Source organism: Pantoea sp. AN62 (assembly GCF_050432985.1).
In the GTDB taxonomy this organism is placed as follows: domain Bacteria; phylum Pseudomonadota; class Gammaproteobacteria; order Enterobacterales; family Enterobacteriaceae; genus Pantoea; species Pantoea brenneri.
Map to the genome: position 1 here is coordinate 91379 of NZ_JBNPYB010000006.1, position 21794 is coordinate 113172.

General features: G+C 58.2%; 19 protein-coding genes. 11 read left to right on the forward strand and 8 right to left on the reverse strand.

The features are described from left to right. Positions 1-102: 102 nt before the first annotated feature. Positions 103-879 (reverse strand): pimeloyl-ACP methyl ester esterase BioH, encoded by a 777-nt coding sequence (gene bioH, locus FHW04_RS08940; protein ID WP_089562398.1) that lies wholly within the window; start codon positions 877-879, stop codon positions 103-105. A 34-nt stretch (positions 880-913) separates the two neighbouring features. Here bioH and gntX point away from each other — a divergent pair, with 34 nt between their 5' ends. Both gntX and nfuA read left to right on the forward strand, forming a co-directional pair. Further along, the gene (gene gntX, locus FHW04_RS08945; protein WP_031375649.1) at positions 914-1594 is read left to right on the forward strand and encodes a DNA utilization protein GntX; all 681 of its coding nucleotides are present in this window, start codon (positions 914-916) and stop codon (positions 1592-1594) included. Between the two features lie 58 nt (positions 1595-1652). Further along, entirely contained in the window at positions 1653-2228 is a 576-nt protein-coding gene (nfuA, locus tag FHW04_RS08950; RefSeq protein WP_031375648.1) for a Fe-S biogenesis protein NfuA, read from the forward strand. A gap of 38 nt (positions 2229-2266) precedes the next feature. On the opposite strand, the gene malQ is transcribed toward nfuA, so the two are convergent. From malQ to glpE, 5 genes are all read right to left on the reverse strand, one after another. Further along, complete coding sequence (gene malQ, locus FHW04_RS08955) at positions 2267-4336, reverse strand: 4-alpha-glucanotransferase (protein ID WP_089562399.1); 2070 nt, start codon at positions 4334-4336, stop codon at positions 2267-2269. Between the two features lie 8 nt (positions 4337-4344). After that, complete coding sequence (gene malP, locus FHW04_RS08960; protein WP_089562400.1) at positions 4345-6750, reverse strand: maltodextrin phosphorylase; 2406 nt, start codon at positions 6748-6750, stop codon at positions 4345-4347. A gap of 157 nt (positions 6751-6907) precedes the next feature. Beyond that, positions 6908-7666, reverse strand: coding sequence for a DeoR/GlpR family transcriptional regulator (locus FHW04_RS08965; RefSeq protein ID WP_031375645.1), 759 nt, complete (start codon positions 7664-7666; stop codon positions 6908-6910). A gap of 41 nt (positions 7667-7707) precedes the next feature. Beyond that, complete coding sequence (gene glpG, locus FHW04_RS08970; RefSeq protein WP_031375644.1) at positions 7708-8529, reverse strand: rhomboid family intramembrane serine protease GlpG; 822 nt, start codon at positions 8527-8529, stop codon at positions 7708-7710. Positions 8530-8558: 29 nt separating this feature from the next. After that, positions 8559-8885 (reverse strand): thiosulfate sulfurtransferase GlpE, encoded by a 327-nt coding sequence (gene glpE, locus FHW04_RS08975; RefSeq protein ID WP_069729423.1) that lies wholly within the window; start codon positions 8883-8885, stop codon positions 8559-8561. Between the two features lie 227 nt (positions 8886-9112). Between glpE and glpD the strand changes: the two genes are divergently transcribed. From glpD to mdcH, 9 genes are all read left to right on the forward strand, one after another. Then, positions 9113-10618, forward strand: coding sequence for a glycerol-3-phosphate dehydrogenase (glpD, locus tag FHW04_RS08980; RefSeq protein ID WP_031375642.1), 1506 nt, complete (start codon positions 9113-9115; stop codon positions 10616-10618). Between the two features lie 431 nt (positions 10619-11049). Further along, entirely contained in the window at positions 11050-12705 is a 1656-nt protein-coding gene (gene mdcA / locus FHW04_RS08985) for a malonate decarboxylase subunit alpha (RefSeq protein WP_031375641.1), read from the forward strand. Beyond that, positions 12705-13568 (forward strand): triphosphoribosyl-dephospho-CoA synthase, encoded by an 864-nt coding sequence (locus FHW04_RS08990; RefSeq protein ID WP_046289364.1) that lies wholly within the window; start codon positions 12705-12707, stop codon positions 13566-13568. Before mdcA ends, FHW04_RS08990 begins: the two co-directional genes overlap by 1 nt. 8 nt (positions 13569-13576) lie before the next feature. After that, positions 13577-13876, forward strand: a complete 300-nt coding sequence (mdcC, locus tag FHW04_RS08995; RefSeq protein ID WP_031375640.1) for a malonate decarboxylase acyl carrier protein — start codon at positions 13577-13579, stop codon at positions 13874-13876. Then, entirely contained in the window at positions 13869-14702 is an 834-nt protein-coding gene (locus tag FHW04_RS09000) for a biotin-independent malonate decarboxylase subunit beta (RefSeq protein WP_089561841.1), read from the forward strand. The genes mdcC and FHW04_RS09000 overlap by 8 nt, the downstream gene beginning before the upstream one ends. Further along, on the forward strand, positions 14702-15502 hold the full coding sequence (gene mdcE, locus FHW04_RS09005; protein ID WP_031375638.1) for a biotin-independent malonate decarboxylase subunit gamma: 801 nt from the start codon (positions 14702-14704) through the stop codon (positions 15500-15502). The genes FHW04_RS09000 and mdcE overlap by 1 nt, the downstream gene beginning before the upstream one ends. 132 nt (positions 15503-15634) lie before the next feature. After that, positions 15635-16594, forward strand: coding sequence for an AEC family transporter (locus FHW04_RS09010; protein WP_089561842.1), 960 nt, complete (start codon positions 15635-15637; stop codon positions 16592-16594). Position 16595: 1 nt separating this feature from the next. After that, positions 16596-17216, forward strand: coding sequence for a malonate decarboxylase holo-ACP synthase (locus FHW04_RS09015; protein ID WP_089561843.1), 621 nt, complete (start codon positions 16596-16598; stop codon positions 17214-17216). Beyond that, positions 17213-18115 carry a malonate decarboxylase subunit epsilon gene (mdcH, locus tag FHW04_RS09020; protein ID WP_046289365.1) on the forward strand — a complete coding sequence of 301 codons (903 nt, stop codon included), beginning with the start codon at positions 17213-17215 and terminating at the stop codon, positions 18113-18115. Before FHW04_RS09015 ends, mdcH begins: the two co-directional genes overlap by 4 nt. Here mdcH and FHW04_RS09025 read toward each other — a convergent pair. Both FHW04_RS09025 and glgP read right to left on the reverse strand, forming a co-directional pair. Beyond that, on the reverse strand, positions 18096-19031 hold the full coding sequence (locus FHW04_RS09025) for a LysR family transcriptional regulator (RefSeq protein ID WP_031375635.1): 936 nt from the start codon (positions 19029-19031) through the stop codon (positions 18096-18098). The two genes, mdcH and FHW04_RS09025, sit on opposite strands and share 20 nt — an antisense overlap. A gap of 311 nt (positions 19032-19342) precedes the next feature. Further along, positions 19343-21790, reverse strand: a complete 2448-nt coding sequence (gene glgP / locus FHW04_RS09030) for a glycogen phosphorylase (protein ID WP_046289366.1) — start codon at positions 21788-21790, stop codon at positions 19343-19345. Positions 21791-21794 lie beyond the last annotated feature (4 nt).

The window sequence follows — 21794 nt, forward strand, 5'->3', positions numbered from 1 at the left end:
GAACGGCATAGTCCTCCGTGACTAATCACATAAAAATGCAGCGGCCTTGCTCACGAAGAGAAGTATTGCCGCTACCGGAAAATTTGCCAGTCACCGGCGCAATTATGTCGGCAAATCGTTGATGAAATTCATAATCTGCTGACAAAACGCCTCCGGATGGGAAATAAAAGGCGCGTGGGCGGCTTTGTCTATCACCCGCGAAGGCGAAGCGGGCAGCGTCTGATCAAGGCGGGCAGCAATGCTGCGCGGCACTAAACCATCCAGTGCGCCGTACAGCCGCAGGAACGGCAGCGATATCTGCGGCAACGCGCTGCGCAGATCGACCTGCCGCAAAATATCCAGTCCGCTATCCAGCACCGCCACCGACGGCATTGGCTGCGACAGCACCACCTCTTTCAGGCGGCGCGCATCGGCCCGGGCGGTCTCTGTTCCCAGGGTTTGCAGCGCCAGAAAGCGCTCGACCGTGCGCTGAAAATCATTGCTGAGCAGCTGCTGAAAATTTTGCAGCGTGTCGGGTTTAATACCTGGCCACTCTGCATTGGCGGTAAAACAGGGAGAGGATGCCACGGTAATCAGCGCACGCAGCCGTTGCGGCGCGGTCAGCGCCAGCTGGGTTGCCACCAGACCGCCCAGCGACCAGCCTGCGACGATCGCCTGCGGAGGCAGCATCGGCAGTAACTGCTGCGCCATTTCGTCCAGCGTCAGCGCGCCAAACGCCTGGCTGCGGCCATAGCCAGGCAGATCGATCAGATGCAGGCGATAGTGCGGGCTGAGCCGCGGAATAATGCTTTGCCAGACTTCCGCATTCAGTCCCCATCCGTGCAGTAGCACAAGATCCACATTCCCTGTTCCACAGGAGTGCCAGTAAAGCGACGTCATCAGTTACTATCCCGAAAGTGATAAGGAGGTCGCTATGCTATCAATGCCTGCCCTGTGTTGGCTATGCCGGTTGCCGTTGCGAATCGCGCAACACGGCCTGTGCAGCCTCTGTTTACGTCAGCTGCCCGCCCTGCCGCGGCTCTGCCCGCGCTGCGGATTGCCAGCCGGTAACCTGCGGCTGCCCTGCGGACGCTGTCTGCTGAAGCCGCCGCCGTGGCAGGCGCTGATCTGCGTAAACAGCTACCGTCCGCCGTTCAGTCGCTGGGTTAATCAGCTCAAATTTTCTCGCGTTACCGCACTCAGGGTGATGCTGGCGCGGCTGCTTTTGCTAAGCTGGCAGGATAGCTACCGACGTGGCAACCTGCCACGCCCTGACCTGCTACTGTCGGTCCCGCTGCACCCGCGACGATGCTGGCAGCGCGGCTACAATCAAACCGATCTGCTGGCCGCGCCGCTGGCGCACTGGCTGGGTTGCGAGCGGGGGATGGGATTACATCGTCAGCGACAGGGGGCGTTACAGCATCAGTTGAACGCCCGCCAGCGCCGCAGAAACCTTCGCGGTGCCTTCCGCCTTGAAATGGCGGTGCACGGACGCCATATCGCCCTGCTGGATGACGTGGTCACCACCGGCAGCACGGTAGAAGAAATCAGTCGCCTGTTACTGGCGCAGGGAGCGGCCAGCGTGCAGATCTGGTGCCTGTGCCGTACCTTGTAGAGCGTCATTGATGGGCGTATTATAACCAACTAAATTAGTCAACTATTGAGCAATCGACATGATCCGAATTACTGATTCTGCCCAAGAGCATTTTTCCAAACTGCTATCCAAACAAGAAGATGGCACCCAGATTCGCGTATTCGTGATTAACCCGGGTACGCCAACTGCCGAATGCGGTGTCTCTTACTGCCCACCCGATGCGGTTGAAGCGACGGATACCGAGCTGAAGTTCGAAAAGCTCTCCGCCTACGTTGACGAACTGAGCGCGCCCTATCTGGAAGACGCTGAAATCGATTTCGTCACCGATAACCTCGGTTCGCAGCTGACGCTGAAAGCGCCTAACGCCAAAATGCGTAAGGTCTCTGACGATGCGCCGATGGTAGAGCGCGTTGAGTATCTGCTGCAGGCGCAGATCAACCCACAGCTGGCTGGCCACGGCGGTCGCGTGTCGCTGATGGAGATCACCGATGACGGTTACGCCATTCTGCAGTTCGGCGGCGGCTGTAATGGCTGTTCAATGATCGACGTCACCCTGAAAGATGGCATCGAGAAAGAGCTGCTGGCCGCCTTCCCGGAACTGAAAGGCGTACGCGATATCACCGAGCACCAGCGCGGTGAGCACTCGTTCTATTGATGATCACGCGCGACAGCCCGGCTGTCGCGCTGATCTGTTCAGCCAGGCTTACGCTGCTGGCTGACCGAGTTAAGCAGCTTATTCACTTCCTCGTCAGCAAACATCTCTTCCAGAGTTTTACTCAGTTTCCGCCGCCAGTTGGGGTATTGCTCAACCGTGCCCGGCACATTTACCGGCGTAGTCATCCCGAGCCAGTCCTCCGGCTGCAGGCCCAGCAGGGCGCTGTCGGTATCGGCCAGGAAGCGATGTATCGCCCGGTTCAGCGTCGGCGTCATCGCCAGCTTATCGGCTTTTTTCGGACTGCGGGCCGGTAGCGCTCCCGCCTGATGCAGCGCATCAAGCAGCGCCTGCTTCTGTTCTGCCCGCTGCTGATGCAGCGCCTTAACCGCATCACCCGGATAGAGGCCAATCTTCTCGCCCAGAGACAGATCGCCCTGCTCCCAGAACCCGGTCAGCGTTGGCAAATCATGGGTACTGGCGCTGGCTATTGACTGGCGCGGGTAGGCTGCGGGAGCGCGATAGCTGCCGTTTTTCTCCTGCTCGAACCACAGCACCTTCCATGAAAACACCCCGCTTTTACGCAGCAGGCTGACGATCTCTTTCGGTACGGTGCCAAGATCCTCCCCGATCACCATGCAGCGCAGCCGGTGGCTCTCCAGCGCCAGAATGCCGAGCAGATCATCAACCGGATAGGCCACGTAGGCACCTTTATCGGCCGTTTCCCCGGCCGGCACCCACCAGAGGCGCAGCAGCGACATCACATGGTCGATTCGTAACGCGCCGCAATCGCGCATATTGGCGCGCAGCATGTCGATAAACGGCTGATAACCTCGCGCCTGCATCACGTGCGGATCCATCGGCGGCAGGCCCCAGTACTGACCCAGCGGACCGAGGCGATCGGGCGGCGCGCCAATCGACGCCTGCAGACGATACAGCTCCGGATCGTGCCAGGTTTCAGCACTGCCTTCCGCCACGCCGACCGCCAGATCGCGATAAAGACCCACGCTCATCCCCAGCGCCTGGCTGCGCGACCAGCAGCGGGAGAACTGCTGCTGTGCCAGCCACTGCAACCACTGCCAGAAGGCAATTTCCTCTTGGTGCTGCTCGCACCAGTGCTGCACCTCCGGCAACTGGCTGTTACGCCAGCCTTGCGGCCACGCGGGCCAGCCCCAGTGCTGCGCATTGCCCGCCCGCCGCTCAAGCTGTATGCCATCATAGGCCGCCTGATAGCGCAGGCTGTCTCCGCCCTCACGGACAAAGGCAGCCCACGACTGTTTATCTTCGCTCTCTGCATCCCGCGCCTGGAAGTGTGCCCAGGCGAGGCGCAGCGCGGCCAGCTTAAGCGCCATCACCGCTTCATAATCGACCAGCTCCGCCTCACGCGCTTTGCTCAGCGCCCGCTGCGTTTTAGCGCTTTTCCACCACTTCTGCGCCGCCGGGCTCTGCTGGAAGTCGACCACCTGACCCACGTCGATATAGATAATATTCAGCCAGCGACGCGACGACGGACTGTAGGGGCTGGCAAAATCGGCGCTGGCCGGATAGAGCGCATGCAGCGGATTAAGCCCGACGAAATCGCCGCCGCGGGCCGCCAGCTGCTCCAGCAGCGTCTGCAGATCGCCGAAGTCACCGATGCCCCAGTTCTGCGCCGAACGAACCGTATAGAGCTGTACCAGTGCGCCCCAGCGCTTCTCGCCCGCTTCCAGCGCCGGCGGCAGATAGCAGCGGCGCGGCGTGACAATGATGCGGGTCTGCCACTGCTTTTTTCCCTTACTCAGCGTCAGCTGGTGATAGCCCTGCGCCAGCGGACCTGGCAACGTAAAGGATTCGCCGGCCGTCAGTTCACCGCTGAGCTGCTTGCCCTTCTCGGTCTGGAGCTGCCAGTGATAAACACCGCTGCCCTGCGGCGTGAGCTGACGTTTACCGCTGCCGCTGAAGACCGCGACCGGCGGTAAGGGTGACTTCTTTGCATCATGAGGATCGCCCATCACCGCCAGCAACGCGCGTTTGGTGTCGTCGCTGATCGCCTCTTTCTCGCCGTTAACGTTAATGTAATCCAGTGAAATACCGGCCGCACGGGCGGCCTGATCAAGTGAGTTCTGTTTCATGCTGCTCCTTAGCGTGCTGCCTGCCAGATACGTTGCTGATAATCACCAATCGCGCGATCCGAGCTGAATATGCCGGTTCGCGCGGTGTTGAGGATGGCGGCGCGGGTCCAGCTTAGCGGATCGCGCCACAGCGCTTCCACGCGTTGCTGTGCCTCGATGTAGGCCTGAAAATCTGCCAGTACCAGCCACGGGTCGCCGTTTTTGGTCAGGCTCGCCAGCATCAGGTCAAACGCCTGTTTGTCCCCGCCGCTGAATTTGCCCTTCTCCAGTGATTTGAGTAGCGCGTCGAGCCCCTTGTTCTGCTTGCGCACTTTTTTCGGGTTATACCCGGCGGCTTTCAGCGCTTTCACCTCATCAACGCGATGACCGAAGATAAAGATATTCTCCTCGCCGACCTGTTCAGCGATTTCGACATTAGCCCCGTCCAGCGTGCCGATGGTCAGCGCGCCGTTCAGCGCCAGCTTCATATTGCCGGTGCCGGACGCTTCATAACCGGCGGTGGAAATCTGCTCAGATAAGTCCGCGGCCGGGATCATCATCTCCGCCACGGTGATCCGGTAGTCGGGAATGAACACCACTTTGAGCTTGTCGCCGACCCGCGGGTCGTTGTTGACCACTTCCGCCACTTTATTGATAGCGTAAATAATATTTTTCGCGAGGTGATAGCCGGGAGCCGCCTTGGCGCCAAACAGGAAGACGCGCGGAATAAAGCGGGCATCGTCCGGGTTATCAAGCAGGGTCTGATAGCAGTGCAGGATATGTAGCAGGCTGAGATGCTGGCGTTTGTACTCATGTAACCGCTTGATCTGCACGTCGAACATCGCATCCGGGTTGACGATAATGCCGGTGTGCCGTGCGATGTAGTCGGTCAGCCGCGCTTTATTCTGCTGCTTGATGCTGCGGTAACGCTGACAAAACGCAGGATCGTCGACATAGGCTTCCAGCCCTTTGAGCGCATCAAGGTTATTGACCCACTCCACCTTCAGCGTGTCATCAATCAGGGACGCCAGCGCCGGGTTACACTGTTTTAACCAGCGGCGCGGCGTAATGCCGTTGGTGACGTTATGGAATTTCTGCGGCCACAGCTGGTAATACTCCGGAAACAGATCGGTCACCACCAGGCTGGAATGCAACGCCGCCACGCCGTTTACCGCGAAACCGCTGACCACGCAAAGGTTCGCCATGCGCACCTCACCGTCCGCCACCACCGCCAGCTTGTGCCATAGCGCTTTATCATCCGGCCAGCGCTGCTTCACCTGCTTTTTCAGGCGCTGATTGATCTCTTTGATGATCAGCATGTGACGCGGTAGCAGGCTGCGCATCAGTTTTTCATCCCAGCGCTCCAGGGCTTCGGGCATCAGCGTGTGGTTGGTGTAGGCGAATAACCGGCTGGTGATATGCCAGGCCTGATCCCAGCTCAGTTGATGCTCGTCCAGCAACCGCCGCAGCATTTCCGGGATGGCGATGGTCGGATGGGTATCATTAAGCTGAATCACTTCGAAATCGGGCAGACTATGAATGCTGCGCCCCGCCAGATGGTGACGGCGCAGAATATTGGCCACCGCACAGGCGCACTGGAAATATTGCTGCATCAGGCGCAGGCGTTTGCCCGCCTGATGGTTGTCGTTGGGATACAGCACCTTCGTCAGTTTTGCCGCATCAATGCCGGGCTGCTCCGCCTGCAAAAACTGACCGTCGTTAAAGCGGGTCAGATCGAAAGGATGGGCGCTGGTCGCCTGCCACAAACGCAGCGGCAGCGTGGTGCCATTGCGGTAGCCGGTAACCGGCAGATCCCACGCCTCGCCGCGCAGATAAAAATCGGGCTGCCAGCGTACGCCGCCCTGCTCCAGTTTCTCCACGCTGCCGCCCATCGCCACCTCAACATCCAGTGCCGCATTGTGGCGGAACCACGGATAGCGTTCGCGCTGCCAGTCATCCGGCGCTTCAATCTGCTGTCCCTGATCGAACGACTGGCGAAACAGGCCGTACTGATAGTTGAGCCCGTGGCCGGTGGCCGACTGACCGACGGTGGCCATGGAGTCCATGTAGCAGGCCGCCAGTCGACCCAGCCCGCCGTTGCCGAGCGCCGGATCAACCTCCTGCTCCAGCAGTTCAGTTAGATCGATTTGCTGCTCAGCCAGCAGCGCTTTTACGTCGTCATACCAGCCAAGATTGAGCAGGTTATTGCCGGTCAGGCGACCGATCAGAAACTCCATCGACAGATAATTGACGTGGCGCTGCCGCTCAGAGACGCGGGGAGCCGGTTGCGCAGCCAGTAATTCCGCCAGCGCAGCGCTAATCGCCTGCCACCACTGGTGCGTGGTCATCTGTTGTGCGGAGGTGAGACCTAAGTGTTGCCATTGACGGGTTAGTGCGGCGTTGAAACGGGCTTTATTGAATTTTTGCTGCGGCATATCACTCCCTTCTGTTACGCAATGAGGTGAAGCAAAACGAGCAAGCGCACGGGCTGGCAACAGGGTGCCAGCGACGTGTTAAGTAAAGACGGGAGTGGGGAAAAAAGCGACAGCAATCAAACAAAAACGCCAGCCGGGCAGCTGGCGAGGGCGGAAATCAGCAGAGTTCGAGGTGGACCTCATGCTGCTCAATCACCTTCATCACGCTGGCTGGCGGCATTTTATCGGTGTAGAGATGATCCAGCAGGTTCATGTTGCCGAGGTTAACCATCGCGTTACGGCCAAATTTAGAGTGGTCCGCAACCAGCATCACGCAGCGTGAGTTTTCAATGATGGCGCGCTTGGTACGCACTTCGTGATAGTCGAACTCCAGCAGTGAGCCATCCATATCGATTCCGCTGATGCCGAGAATGCCATAATCAAGGCGGAACTGAGAGATGAAGTCGAGCGTGGCTTCTCCCATTACCGCCCCGTCACGGGTACGCACTTCGCCACCGGCGATGATGACCCGAAAATCGGGTTTCCCCATCAGCAGCATCGCCACGTTCAGGTTGTTGGTCACCACCCGCAGATCGTTATGGTTCAGCAGCGCATGCGCCACCGCTTCTGGCGTGGTGCCGATATCAATAAACAGCGTGGCACCATCCGGGATCTGGCTGGCCACCCGCTGCGCAATCCGCGCTTTCTCCGCCGACAACATCATCTTACGATCGTGCCAGGCGGTGTTTTCAGAACTGGAGGGAAGCGCCGCGCCGCCGTGATGGCGCTGAATCTTATTTTGATCGGCCAGATCGTTCAGGTCGCGACGAATGGTCTGCGGGCTCACCTCGAAATGATCCACCAGCTCCTCAGTACTGACATATCCCTGACGTCGGACTAAATCGATAATCGCGTCATGACGTTGCGTCTGCTTCACGTTCCTCTCCTGTTTTCTCGCTTATTCCTGAAATGCCGCGACTAACGGCGCGCGATTTTTCGCGTATCGACCAGCGCCATGGCTAAGCCGACCACCAGACCGGCGACGTGCGCCGCGTTGGCGATCGCCAGACCAAACGCGCCAAACCAGCCAATCACCAGCCAGACCAGCGCGAAGCCGATCAACCCACGTTCCAGATAAATGCCGCTGTCGGGATCGCGTTCACCGCGCAGCCAGCAATAGCCCATCAGCGCATACACCACGCCCGACAGACCGCCAAACCAGATGCCGCTGAATTTGGCCTGCATCCAGCCGCTCAGCAGCGCGGAGATCAGCATAATCACGAACAGCTTGCCGCTGCCGAGCCGCTTCTCTACCGCGCCGCCCAGATACCACCACCACATCAGGTTGAACAGGATGTGCAGCAGTGAAAAGTGCAGCAGCGCATGGCTGAACCAGCGCCAGACCTCAAGATGCTGATCGGTGTCCGGCCACGCCAGCCAGGACATCACGGTGCGATCGCCGACGATCTGCATCAGGATAAACACCGCAATGCAGAGCAGCATCACCGTCATGGTCAGCGGACCGGCACGCTCGCGGATGTTGGCCCAGATGTTGCTGCGCTCATAGCGTAAGCCGCTGTCCGTTTTGCCGCTGTGCCAGCTCGCCGCCTGATAGCGCGGATGGTTAGGATCCTGCACGAACTGCTGAAGTTCGTTTTCGACCATCTCCAGCTGACTTTCATCATCCAGCATGATGACGTAGTGGCTTTCACGTTCAATACGCAGCGTGACGCCGCGCGTTGCCATGTAGTCAACAAACGCCTGCGCCATGCGCGGTTGGTTAAATTGGGTAATGCGCATCAGTAACTCTCCATGTGACGAGCGGCAATTTATTCGCTGCCGTGAGCAACCTGCTGGGGAAAAGCGGCACGCCAGGCGTCAAACCCGCCGTCAATGCTATAGGCGGCGCTGAATCCCTGGCCCAGCAGAAATTGTGCGGCGCCTTTACTGCTGTTGCCGTGATAACACATCACCAGCACCGGCAGGCTATGGTCCGCGCCGGCAACAAAGTCGCTGAGATTGCTGTTGGTCAGATGCAGTGCGCCGGCGGCGTGACCGAGGGCAAAGCTTTGTGGGTCACGGATATCGACCAGCAGGGCACCCTGCGCCAGACGGTCCTGCGCCTGCTGCACATTAATACATTCAAACGTTTCCATGGTGTCTCTCATAACATCGTCACAATGGCGCCTAGTGTAACCCGAGAATCAGCGCCTATAACCTGACAATCATTGCGGCTTTGTAATTTTTTCCCCGGCAGAATGTTAGCTATATCACGCAAAATTGTTTTTACCTGGTTAAAAGCTGGCATCAATGTTGGTTTGCGATTATGATTATGCTCGAAAACGAACATTAATGAACTATTCCGAACATCGGAGGAGATGACGTGGAAACCAAAGACCTGATCGTGATCGGCGGCGGCATCAACGGTGCCGGCATTGCAGCAGATGCTGCAGGACGCGGACTGTCGGTGCTGATGCTGGAGGCGCGGGACCTGGCTTGCGCGACCTCCTCCGCCAGTTCAAAACTGATTCATGGTGGCCTGCGTTACCTGGAGCACTACGAGTTTCGTCTGGTGAGTGAAGCGCTGGCCGAACGTGAAGTGCTGCTGAAAATGGCCCCGCATATCGCTTTCCCGATGCGCTTCCGCCTGCCGCACCGCCCGCATCTGCGTCCGGCGTGGATGATCCGTACCGGCCTGTTTATGTATGACCATCTGGGTAAACGAACCAGTCTGCCAGGCAGTAAGAGCTTGCGTTTTGGCGCGGATTCGGCCCTGAAGCCAGAAATCACGCGCGGATTCGAATACTCCGACTGCTGGGTAGATGATGCCCGCATGGTGGTGCTGAATGCGCAGGAAGTGGTGAAGCGTGGCGGTGAAGTGCGTACCCGTACCCGCGTCACCCGCGCCTGGCGTGAAGGCGGCCTGTGGATGGTCGAAGCGGAAGATGTCGACAGCGGCAAAACCTACACCTGGCGCGCTAAAGGCCTGGTCAACGCGGCAGGCCCGTGGGTTAAACAGCTGTTCGACGACAGCCTGAAGTTAAAATCGCCGTATGGCATTCGCCTGATCAAAGGCAGCCACATCGTGGTGCCGCGCGTGCATACCGAGAAGCAGGCTTACATTCTGCAGAACGAAGATAACCGTATCGTGTTTGTTATCCCGTGGATGGATGAATTCTCCATCATCGGCACCACTGACGTGGAGTACAAAGGCGATCCGAAAAACGTTCACATCGACGACAGCGAGACCGACTACCTGCTGAAAGTGTTCAATGGCCACTTTAAAAAGCAGCTGACCACGGACGATATTGTCTGGTCATACTCAGGTGTGCGTCCGCTGTGTGATGACGAATCCGATTCACCGCAGGCGATTACCCGTGATTACACGCTGGATGTGCGTGACGATAACGGCCAGGCACCGCTGCTGTCGGTGTTCGGCGGCAAGCTGACCACCTACCGTAAGCTGGCGGAACATGCGCTGGAGAAACTGGCGAAGTACTACCCGAATGCCGGTCCGGCCTGGACGAAGAACTGCGTGCTGCCGGGCGGTAATATCTCCGGTACCCGTGAAGATTACGCCGCCAGCCTGCGTCGCCGTTATCCGTTCATTAGCGAAAATATGGCGCGCCACTTCGCCCGTACCTACGGCAGCAACACCGAAACGCTGTTAGCCGGCGCGAAGAGTCTGGACGATCTGGGTGAGAATTTTGGTCATGAGTTTTACGAGGCCGAATTACGTTACCTGGTACAGCATGAATGGGTGCGTGAAGTTGACGATGCCATCTGGCGCCGTACCAAGCAGGGCATGTGGCTGAGCAAAGAGCAGCAGGCCCGTGTGGCAGAATGGCTGGCGCAGAAAGCCAAACCCACGCTGTCACTGGCGTCATAATCAGGCAACACGGAAAAAAGCAGGCTCCGGCCTGCTTTTTTTAACTGCCGCAACCGGGTTACGGCAACAGGCTTTCGCGGTAAGCGTCAGTCGCGAATTGTCATGTCAGTGCTGAGGTCATTTAACGGTAATATAACTGTCATGCGGTCACCGCTATTAAGCCGCATTAGCAGAAGATCTCCTTTTTATTAAATTTTTATTAATCCTGTCAGATTCACGCCAATATTAACCCCGATCAATATTTATTCATTTAATTTCTGAATTACCGCCTAAACTCAATCTTTCATGTTTCGGTTATCCCGGCCACGCCGTGCTCATCGTTACTTTAAATCTAACGTTCGCGTGTTTTGCTTAATTGAACCATGCAACCAGAAAGTTCAGACTTCTCTCAGCAAAAACGACATATCCGTTATTTTAATCAGGAGGTTGAAATGAACACAGGCCAAACGCCTGCCCGGGAATGGAACACACGCCGCAGTGAGAAAGCGCGGCGTCTGGCATCCTTCCCTGTTGATGGCAAAGTCATTCCTACTGAAAGAGCTGTTGAAGCATTTGAAAAATTGATTGCGCCCGGTGACCGGGTCGTGCTGGAAGGTAATAACCAGAAACAGGCAGATTTTTTATCGCGTACCCTGGCGGAAGTTAATCCAGCCAAAGTCCACGACCTGCATATGATTATGCCGAGCGTCGGCCGCAGCGAACATCTTGATATTTTCGAGAAAGGTATCGCCCGCAAACTCGATTTTTCTTTTTCCGGCCCGCAAAGCCTGCGTATTTCCCAGCTGTTAGAAGATGGACAACTGGAAATAGGCGCGATTCACACCTATATCGAACTCTATTCCCGCCTCTACGTTGATCTGAGCCCGAACGTCGCGCTGATTGCCGGTTATAAAGCTGACCGTAAAGGCAATCTGTATACCGGCCCAAGCACCGAAGATACGCCGGCGCTGGTAGAAGCTGCCGCGTTTCGTGACGGTATCGTGATTGCTCAGGTGAATGAACTGGTCGATGACGAAACCGACCTGCCACGCGTCGACATCCCCGGTTCCTGGATCGACTATATCGTGGTGGCGGACAAACCTTTCTTTATCGAACCGCTGTTTACCCGCGACCCACGCCTGATCAAGCAGGAACATATCCTGATGGCGATGATGGCGATCAAAGGGATCTACGCTGAACACCAGGTGCAGTCGCTTAACCACGGCATTGGTTTTAACACCGCCGCGATTGAACTGCTGCTGCCAACCTACGGTGAACAACTCGGCCTGAAAGGCAAAATCTGTAAGCACTGGACGCTGAACCCGCATCCGACGCTGATCCCGGCGATTGAGAGCGGCTGGGTTGAGAGCGTGCACTGCTTCGGCGGAGAGCTGGGCATGGAAGAGTACATTCGCGCCCGCCCCGATATCTTCTTCACCGGCAGCGACGGCTCTATGCGCTCTAACCGCGCCTTCTGTCAGCTGGCAGGCCAGTACGCGGTTGATATGTTTATCGGCGCAACCTTACAGGTTGATGGGCTGGCGAACTCCTCTACCGTGACCCGCGGTCGCCTTTCCGGCTTCGGCGGGGCGCCTAACATGGGCCACGATCCGCACGGCCGCCGCCATGCTTCGCCCGCCTGGCTCAATATGATCACCGAGCCAGATCCGATGCAGCGCGGTAAAAAACTGGTGGTTCAGATGGTTGAAACCTTCCAGGCCGGTGCAAAACCTACCTTCGTTGAAACGCTGGATGCGGTAGAGGTCGCAAAATCGACCGGCATGCCGCTGGCACCGGTGATGATTTATGGCGATGACGTTACCCACGTGCTGACCGAAGAAGGTATTGCCTATCTCTATCGGGCAGAAAGTCTTGAAGAGCGCCGCGCCATGGTCGCTGCGGTGGCCGGGATTACCGATATCGGTCTTGGCGTTGATGCGGCACGCGTAGCAGCCCTGCGTAAAAGCGGCAAAGTCGTCTATCCGGAAGACATGGGCATCCGTCGTTCAGATGCGACCCGCTCGCTGCTCGCCGCCAGCAGTGTCTCAGACCTGGTTGAATGGTCGGGCGGTCTTTATAACCCACCGGCAAAATTCCGGAGCTGGTAATGAAACTCCTGTCGCAGACTCAACCCGAGGCGCAGGCCAGCCTGCTGGCGATCACAGCGCGCGATTGTCTGACCGATGAAGCGCGGCTGAGTCCCAAGCCAGGTCTGGTCGACAGTCGGGGAAACGGGGCGCATCAGGACCTGACGCTGGCCCTGATGGAGCGTTCCGCCGAAAGCCTGGTGCCAACCTTCCTGGCGCTGGCCCGTCAGAGCTGGATGCGGCCAGCCGACATCGCCCTGCGCGAAACGGTGGGTCGTCTGGGACGTGAGGGCGAGCGGCAGATGATGGCGGCCACCGGCGGCGTGAATACCCATCGTGGTGCTATCTGGGCGCTGGGTCTGCTGGTCAGCGCGGCCGCAATGCACGGCGGACACGCCACGGCTGACAGCCTGACGCAGACAGCCGCAATGCTGGCAAGCCTGCCCGATCGGGCGGCACCGAAAGTGTTCAGCAAGGGGCTGAAAGCGAGTCACCGCTATCAGGTACCCGGCGCACGTGAGGAGGCGCAACAGGCTTTTCCTCACGTGATGCAGCTGGCGCTGCCGCAGTTATTGCGCAGCCGGGCAGCCGGTGCCAGCGAAAGCGAAGCCCGTCTGGATGCGCTGATGGCGATCATGACCTCACTCAGCGATACCTGCGTGCTGTCACGCGCCGGCATGACCGGACTGGAAACCATGCAGCGCGGTGCCCGCGCGGTGCTGCTGGCCGGTGGCTGCGGTACCGCTGAAGGTCAGGCCGCCCTCGCCCGTCTGGATCGTCGCATGCTGGCACTGAACGCATCCCCAGGCGGTGCCGCCGATTTGCTGGCCGCTACGCTGTTTGTCGACAGGGTATGTCCGGCCACCAACCACTCTTTTAATTAGAGGTCGTTATGGAACACATCACATTATCTTTCCCTGCTAACCGCGCACTCAGCGGTAAAGCCCTGGCAGGGGTCGTTGGTTCCGGTGATATGGAAGTCCTGTACACCGCAACCGAAGGGCAAACGCTGAATATTGATATCACCACTTCACTGGATAACAGCGACGCCCGCTGGAAGGCGCTGTTTGACCGCCTGAATTTAATCAGCGGCCTGCCTGCCGGACAGCTGGTTATTCACGACTTTGGCGCAACGCCCGGCGTCGCGCGTATCCGTATTGAACAGGTATTTGAAGAGGTGAGCCATGCGTAACGATGCCAGTTTTATTGAATTACGTGCCCGTGAGCGTGCGCGTGCGCTGCTGGACGACGGCAGCTATCGCGAACTGCTGGATCCCTTCGAAGGCATTATGTCGCCGTGGCTGGCACCGCAGGGTGTGGTGCCACAGTCCGATGACGGCATGGTGGTGGCACGCGGTACGCTGAACGGTCAGCCGGCGGTGGTGATTGCCATCGAAGGCACCTTCCAGGGCGGCAGCATGGGCGAAGTATCCGGCGCGAAAATGGCCGCGGCGCTCGAACTGGCCGCTGAAGACAATCGCAACGGAATACCGACTCAGGCGGTGCTGTGCCTCGAAACCGGCGGCGTCCGTTTGCAGGAGGCTAATCTGGGACTGGCGGCGATTGCCGACATCCATGCGGCGATTGTCGACCTGCGTCGTTATACCCCGGTTATCGGCATCATTGCCGGCACCGTCGGCTGTTTTGGCGGCATGTCTATCGCTGCCGCGCTCTGCAGCTACCTGATCGTGACACGCGAAGCACGCCTCGGCCTTAACGGACCACAGGTTATCGAGCAGGAAGCGGGCATTGAAGAGTATGGCTCTCGCGACCGTCCGTTTATCTGGAGCATGACCGGCGGCGAAATCCGCTACGCCAGCGGCCTGGTGGATGCGCTGGTCAGCGATGGCGTCAATGCGGTTAAAACTGCCATGAATGACTTCATTGCCAAAGGCGTACCGGCGCAGCATCGCAGTGATAAATATGCGGATTTCCTGCCACGTCTGAGCAACTTCGACACCCGTCAGCAGGCCGATACCGCTACGATTAAACAGCTTTTCGCCCGGGAGGATAAATAATGACCCAGACCAACAGCCGCGGTGCAACATGGCTGGCAAAACTCGCACCCGATGCGCAACGCCTGAGTGGGCTGTGCCCCTCTGTTCAGGTCGCTGACGGCGAACTTAATGGCGAAAGCGTCCGCTTTATCGCCGTAGTCCCTGACGCAGACAATCACTATCCCCGTGCCGCCAGAGGTGAAGTCGGCCTGCTGGAAGGCTGGACGCTGGCGAAAGTGGTAAATGAAACCATCGACGCTGACAGCAACAGCGCGGTGAAACGTCCGATTGTGGCAGTGATCGATGTGCCGAGTCAGGCTTATGGCCGCCGTGAAGAGGCGTTTGGTATTCACCAGGCGCTGGCCGGTGCCGCCGGTGCCTACGCGAAAGCCCGTCTGGCCGGTCATCCGGTGATTGGCCTGATTGTCGGTAAAGCGATGTCCGGCGCATTTCTGGCGCACGGCTATCAGGCGAACCGGCTGATCGCGCTCAACGACCAGGGCGTGCTGGTGCATGCAATGGGCAAAGAGTCCGCTGCGCGCATCACGCTGCGTACCGTCGACGCGCTGGAAAAACTGGCGGCCACCATTCCACCGATGGCCTATGACGTCAGTAACTTCCACACCCTGGGCCTGCTGTCTGACCTGCTGACCGTGGCCGATCCTGATGCACCGTCAGATGCCGATCTGGCGATGGTTGAGATTGCCCTGCAGAAAGCTATCGCTGATGCCCGTCAGGATCCGAGCCTGAAAAACCGGCTGGGCGCTGAAAATCGCCGCAGCTCCTCGCTGGTCCGTGAGCGGATGCGCGCCAGCTGGTAAACCCGACTACAAAACAAAAAAACCTGCCGGAAACGGCCTGGACGGGGCGGATGACCGCCCCGCAATAAGGGCCGCTTTTAGAATTATAAACATCGTGTTAGCCAAGAATTCTTCTTAAAATACAGGTGATTTATGATTTATATAATTGTTCATGCCCTTGCTCCAATCTTTGTGATCATGCTGCTGGGTTTCTGGGCCGGTAAGGCTGGAATGGTCAACAACAAAGACGTTTCACTGCTTAATATTTTTGTAATGGATTTTGCCCTGCCCGCTGCCCTGTTCAGCGCGACAGTACAAACCCCCTGGCCAGGCATCGTGGCGCAATGGCCGTTAATCGTGGTGCTTACCGGTGCCATGTGGATCACCTACGCGGGTATCTATTTTGCCGCGACTAAAATTTTCAAAAAGTCGCCGCAGGATGCCGCAGTGCTGACGCTGACCGTTGCGCTGCCAAACTACGCTGCACTCGGCCTGCCGATTCTTGCCAGCGTTCTGGGTGAAAACCCAACAACTTCGCTCTCTGTAGCGGTATCCATTGCCTGTGGTTCAGTCCTGCTGACGCCGCTGTGCCTGCTGATTCTGGAACGCGAAAAAGCCTTTGCGGCGGGAACCGCACACGGTTCAACGCTGACCATGCTGCCGATCCTGATGTGGCGTTCAGTAAAGAAACCGATCGTGATGGGTCCGTTGATTGGTGTGATGCTGTCAGCGCTGGGCGTTAAAATGCCGGATCTGGTGCTGGCGGCGATTAAACCGCTGGGCCTGGCGGCGACCGCAGCCGCGCTGTTCCTGACCGGGGTGATCCTCTCTGCGCGTAAACTGAAACTCAACGCCGTGGTTGGTGTCGGCACGATTACCAAACTGCTGATTCAGCCCTTTATTGCCTGGGGTCTGGTGCTGGCGCTGGGTCTGAGTGGTCCGGTGGCGATTACTGCGATTCTGATGATTGCGCTGTCAGCCGGCTTCTTTGGCGTGGTGTTTGGTAACCGCTTCGGTGTGCAGTCGCCGGATGCTGAAGCCGTGCTGCTGTTAAGTTCGATTCTGTGTATTTTATCGTTACCCCTGTTCATTACTCTGACTTCCGGAATGTAATATGACGTTCACACCGCGCCCCCACGATCTCCTCTGGCTGCGCTCAGACAGCGCGCTGTTAGCCATCAGCGACGCCTGGGTCAGCCAGCACTGGCAGCACGCTTTTCCAGTGGTGGTGCGGCGCGATGTGAATCAATCGGGGCTGATTCCGGTCGGCGTGCGCGGTGAAAAACGTGAACAGCGCGCCGCCGGATGGACAGACTCGGCCGATATTGAACGCGTCGTCACACCGGAAATGCTGGCTGATCGCAGCCAACTGCTCGCGTCGCCATTTGTTGATTATCCGCCGGTCAGGGCGGCGATCGCGCTCAGCGACAGCGTCTGGCCATGGTACTGGGGCGTCACCGGCAGCACCGGTTATGCTCTGGCGACACAGCGGCCGACGCTGCACGCCGCCAGCGATCTGGACTTACTGATTCGTGCGCCGCAGCCGCTGGCACGCGACGAGCTGCAGCAGTGGCAGAGCCAGACTGAAACGCTGCCCTGCCGCGTCGATACGCAGGTGGAAACGCCGCTCGGCGCTTTTGCCCTCAACGAATGGCTGCGTGAAGGCCGCGTACTGTTGAAAACCGCCACCGGTCCGAGACTGACCGCGTCACCCTGGAGCAGAGATCCCGCATGAAAATCCTTTTTACTTTTCCCGGCCAGGGCACCCAGCGGGTCGGTATGTTGCAACATCTTCCCGACGGTGAGGCGGTGTTAAACAGCGCGCGCGCCGTGCTTGGTGAAGAGACCGACCTGCTCGACAGCGCTGACGCACTGCGTCATACCCGCGCCGTCCAGCTCAGCCTGCTGATTGCCGGCGTAGCCTGGGCGCGTGAGCTAATCAGACACGGATTGAAGCCAGACATTGTCAGCGGCCTGTCGATTGGCGCTTATCCCGCCGCGGTGATTGCTGGCGCACTCGATTTCAGCGATGCGCTACGGCTGGTGGCTCTGCGCGGCGATCTGATGGAGCAGGCCTATCCGCAGGGCTACGGCCTGACCGCAATTACCGGACTGACGCTCAGCCGGCTGGAGAAGCTGCTGGTCGACAGCAATACTTATATTGCCAACCTCAATGCAGAAACGCAGATCGTGATTGCCGGACGGGATGAGGATATGGCGCGGGTGGCGCAAAAAGCGCTGGCGGCCGGTGCCAGCAAAGCGGTCAGGCTGGCGGTCAGCGTGCCTTCTCACTGCGCACTGCTGGATAAGCCTGCTGCTGAACTGGCTGCCGCGTTTGAGTCTGTCAGTCTTTCACGCCCTGGCTGCGCTTACCTGAGCGGTTCGACCGGTCGGGTAATCTGGGAGCCGGGCAAAATTGCCGACGACCTCGCCTATAACATGGCGCGAACGGTGCAGTGGAATGATGCGGTGATTTCAGCCAACCAGCGCGATGCCCGCCTGGCGATTGAAATGCCGCCAGGCAATGTGCTGACCGGCCTCACCCTGCAGGCGGGCTGGCAGGGCGAAGCCATTTGCATGGAGCGCAACAGCGTTGAGGTGGCACTGCATCTGGCTAAACGGCTGAGTCAGTAAGACCGCGGGCATACATTCGCCCTTCTGCGGCCAGCGCCAGCAGCTCCTGATCGCGTTCGCGGCGGTGTGAGTAGACAATCGAAATCTGCTGGCGCATCTGATAAGGCTCGGCCAGGCTGACCAGCTGGATATTGTTTTCGTAGACTTTTTTCATCCGTCCCGGAATTAACGCCAGCCCCATGCCAGCCTGCACCAGGCTGACCATCGAAAAGATGTCATTCACCTTCGTCACCACTCGCGGTTCAAATCCGGCAACCTGAAACGCCTCCTGAAAACCGGCATAGGTGGCAAAGCCTTCGGCCAGCGAAACGAAATCGCGATCGGCATAGTCGCGCAGATCCGCCGGACGGCTCAGATCCAGCGTTTCACCGGCTGGCGCGGCCAGGAAAATGTCATCATAAAACAGCGGGACCACATCAAACAGCGAATCGCTGAACTCGCCGTTGTTGGTGGCGATCAGGATCGCATCAAGCGCATCATCCTCAAGCATGTTGAGCAGCATCTGATTTGAGCCCATGGTGAGATCAAGCTCGAGCGTCGGTCGGCGCAGCTTCATGCCCATGATCAGTCGCGGGATGGTTTCCAGCGTCAGCGAGTAGAGCGTGCCGATCCGCAGACGACCACAGCCCACGCCAGCCACCAGCCGTGCTTCTTCGATCCCTTTCCCCATCAGCGCCGTCACATCCCGGCAATACTCCAGCAGCGTCCAGGCGGCGGGCAGCGGCACCAGGTTGCGGCCTTTATGGATAAACAACGGACAGTCGATGCCTTCTTCCAGCGTGTGCAGCGCACGATGGACGCTGACGCTGCTCAGTTCCAGCGCTTCTGCGGTGCGGGCGATATTGCCTTTGGTCATAAACATCATGAAGACGCTGAGCTTGCGAAAGGTAATCTCGTGATTGATGTTGTCACTCATTGTCTGTTCTGCCTGTCTGGTCAAAAGATGAAACGCATGTAAGCCGGGCTGCATAATAGCCGATACCTCAGCGAGGGCGTTATGATCTGGCATGTCTGCCGTGGTACTTCTGCCGGGGAGTCAATCGGGCGGGATCGGCGATCCGCTGCCGTCACGGCAAAGCGGGATGAGTGCAGGTATCAGCCTGATCAGGGGAAGCGCTGAACGTCACGGTGGATCGGCGGTAGCGGAAATGACGGGCGTGAAGCAGTGCGGCCGCTCCCTCGGCCGCCGCGAATGATAACGTCACCGCGGGCGGTGACGTGCGCGTCTTATAACCTTATCGGCGAAATATTCCAGATCTCATCGGCATACTCCTGAATGGTGCGGTCCGACGAGAAATAGCCCATGCCGGCAATGTTCATCGCCGCACGCCGCTGCCATTCATCCGGCTGGCGATAGAGCGCATCCACCTTATCCTGGGTATCGACATAACTGCGGTAATCCGCCAGCAGCTGATAGTGATCGCCGAAGTTCACCAGCGAATCAAACAGGTTACGGTAGCGGCCTGGCTCCTGCGGGCTGAATACGCCAGAGGCCAGTTGGGTCAGCACCTGATGCAGCTCCGGGTCCTCTTCGTAGTACTGACGCGGGTTATATCCGCCTTTACGCAGCGCTTCAACCTGCGGCGTGGTGTTACCGAAAATGAAGATATTCTCCTCGCCGACGTGATCCAGCATCTCGACATTGGCGCCATCCAGCGTACCGATGGTCAGCGCGCCGTTGAGGGCAAACTTCATATTACTGGTGCCGGAGGCTTCGGTACCGGCCGTGGAGATCTGCTCAGAAAGATCGGCCGCCGGGATGATGATCTGCGCCAGGCTGACGCTGTAGTTCGGAATGAAGACCACCTTCAGCTTATTTTTCACCTGCGGATCGTTGTTGATCACTTTAGCGACATCGTTAATCAGATGAATGATGTGCTTGGCGACGTAATAGGCCGAGGCAGCTTTGCCGGCAAAAATATTGACGCGCGGCACCCAGTCCGCCTGCGGATCGGCTTTGATGCGGTTATAGCGGGTGATCACATGCAGCACGTTGAGCAGCTGCCGCTTGTACTCATGGATACGTTTAATCTGCACGTCAAACAGCGCGTTCGGGTCCAGCACCACATCAAGGTTTTTCGCCACCCAGTCAGCCAGCCGACGTTTGTTCTGATGTTTGGCAACCGCCACTTTTTCGATAAAGGCCGGATAATCAATCTGCGCTTTCAGCTCGCCGAGCTGGCTGAGATCGGTACGCCAGTTGCGGCCGATCTCCTCATCCAGCACTTCAGAGAGCGCCGGGTTCGCCAGCGCCAGCCAGCGACGCGGCGTCACGCCATTGGTCTTGTTGCAGAAACGGCCGGGGAACAGCCGCGAGAAATCAGCAAACAGCGACTGTACCATCAGATTGGAGTGCAGTTCAGAGACGCCATTGACCTTATGGCTGACCACCACCGCCAGCCACGCCATGCGGATCCGGCGGCCGTCGTTCTCATCGATGATCGAAATGCGCGACAGCAGATCCCAGTCATCCGGGTAGTAGTCCTGAATGGTTTTCAGGAAGAAGTCGTTAATCTCGAAAATGATGCTGAGATGACGTGGCAAAATTTTGCCAATCATATCGACCGGCCAGGTCTCCAGCGCTTCGGTCATCAGCGTGTGGTTGGTGTAAGAGAACACCTGACAGCAGACGTCAAACGCGTTGCCCCAGCTGAACTTATGTTCGTCGATCAGCAGACGCATCAGTTCGGGGATCGCCAGCACCGGGTGGGTGTCATTCAGGTGGATAGCGATTTTATCGGCGAGGTTGTCCCAGGTCTGGTGCATCCGCCAGTGACGATTAAGAATGTCCTGAACGGTGGCGGACACCAGGAAATACTCCTGACGCAACCGCAGTTCACGGCCGGAATAGGTTGAATCATCGGGATAGAGCACGCGGGAAACGTTCTCGGAGTGGTTTTTATCTTCCACCGCCGCGAAATAGTCGCCCTGGTTAAATTTACCGAGGTTGATCTCGTTACTCGCCTGCGCGCCCCACAACCGCAGGGTGTTGGTGGCATCGGTGTCGAAACCCGGAATGATCTGGTCATACGCCATCGCCAGAATCTCTTCTGTCTCCAGCCAGCGCACCTTCGCCCCTTCATGCTGCACCCGGCCGCCAAAACGCACTTTGTAACGGGTATTGAAGCGCTGGAATTCCCACGGATTACCGTACTCAAGCCAGTAATCCGGCGACTCTTTCTGCTCACCTTCCACAATGTTCTGTTTGAACATGCCGTAGTCATAACGAATGCCGTAGCCGCGGCCGGGCATACCCAGCGTTGCCAGGGAGTCCAGGAAACAGGCCGCCAGGCGACCCAGACCGCCGTTACCGAGGCCAGGATCGTTCTCTTCTTCCATCAGCTCGGCCAGGTCCAGCCCCATCTCATCCAGCGCCTGGTTCAGATCGTCATAAATCCCCATCGCCAGCAGCGCATTGCCCAGCGTGCGGCCCATCAGGAACTCCATCGACAGGTAATAAACCTGCCGCACGTCCTGTGACAGCTGGGCACGACTGGAACGCAGCCAGCGCTCAACCATCCGGTCGCGCACCGCCAGCAGCGAGGCGTTAAGCCACTCGTGCTTATTGGCAATAGAAGGATCTTTACCGATGGTAAACATCAGTTTGTAGGCAATCGAATGCTTTAAGGCATCAACCGTCAACGTTGGTGAGGCGTAAGTGAAAGGTGCATTCATATCC

What these genes read in the sequence shown, in the direction of transcription:
- bioH (WP_089562398.1), bottom strand. Translation starts at nt 879, where the DNA reads ATGACGTCGCTTTACTGGCACTCCTGTGGAACAGGGAATGTGGATCTT.
- gntX (WP_031375649.1), top strand. Translation starts at nt 914, where the DNA reads ATGCTATCAATGCCTGCCCTGTGTTGGCTATGCCGGTTGCCGTTGCGA.
- nfuA (WP_031375648.1), top strand. Translation starts at nt 1,653, where the DNA reads ATGATCCGAATTACTGATTCTGCCCAAGAGCATTTTTCCAAACTGCTA.
- malQ (WP_089562399.1), bottom strand. Translation starts at nt 4,336, where the DNA reads ATGAAACAGAACTCACTTGATCAGGCCGCCCGTGCGGCCGGTATTTCA.
- malP (WP_089562400.1), bottom strand. Translation starts at nt 6,750, where the DNA reads ATGCCGCAGCAAAAATTCAATAAAGCCCGTTTCAACGCCGCACTAACC.
- glpG (WP_031375644.1), bottom strand. Translation starts at nt 8,529, where the DNA reads ATGCGCATTACCCAATTTAACCAACCGCGCATGGCGCAGGCGTTTGTT.
- glpE (WP_069729423.1), bottom strand. Translation starts at nt 8,885, where the DNA reads ATGGAAACGTTTGAATGTATTAATGTGCAGCAGGCGCAGGACCGTCTG.
- mdcA (WP_031375641.1), top strand. Translation starts at nt 11,050, where the DNA reads ATGAACACAGGCCAAACGCCTGCCCGGGAATGGAACACACGCCGCAGT.
- FHW04_RS08990 (WP_046289364.1), top strand. Translation starts at nt 12,705, where the DNA reads ATGAAACTCCTGTCGCAGACTCAACCCGAGGCGCAGGCCAGCCTGCTG.
- mdcC (WP_031375640.1), top strand. Translation starts at nt 13,577, where the DNA reads ATGGAACACATCACATTATCTTTCCCTGCTAACCGCGCACTCAGCGGT.
- FHW04_RS09000 (WP_089561841.1), top strand. Translation starts at nt 13,869, where the DNA reads ATGCGTAACGATGCCAGTTTTATTGAATTACGTGCCCGTGAGCGTGCG.
- mdcE (WP_031375638.1), top strand. Translation starts at nt 14,702, where the DNA reads ATGACCCAGACCAACAGCCGCGGTGCAACATGGCTGGCAAAACTCGCA.
- FHW04_RS09010 (WP_089561842.1), top strand. Translation starts at nt 15,635, where the DNA reads ATGATTTATATAATTGTTCATGCCCTTGCTCCAATCTTTGTGATCATG.
- FHW04_RS09015 (WP_089561843.1), top strand. Translation starts at nt 16,596, where the DNA reads ATGACGTTCACACCGCGCCCCCACGATCTCCTCTGGCTGCGCTCAGAC.
- mdcH (WP_046289365.1), top strand. Translation starts at nt 17,213, where the DNA reads ATGAAAATCCTTTTTACTTTTCCCGGCCAGGGCACCCAGCGGGTCGGT.
- FHW04_RS09025 (WP_031375635.1), bottom strand. Translation starts at nt 19,031, where the DNA reads ATGAGTGACAACATCAATCACGAGATTACCTTTCGCAAGCTCAGCGTC.
- glgP (WP_046289366.1), bottom strand. Translation starts at nt 21,790, where the DNA reads ATGAATGCACCTTTCACTTACGCCTCACCAACGTTGACGGTTGATGCC.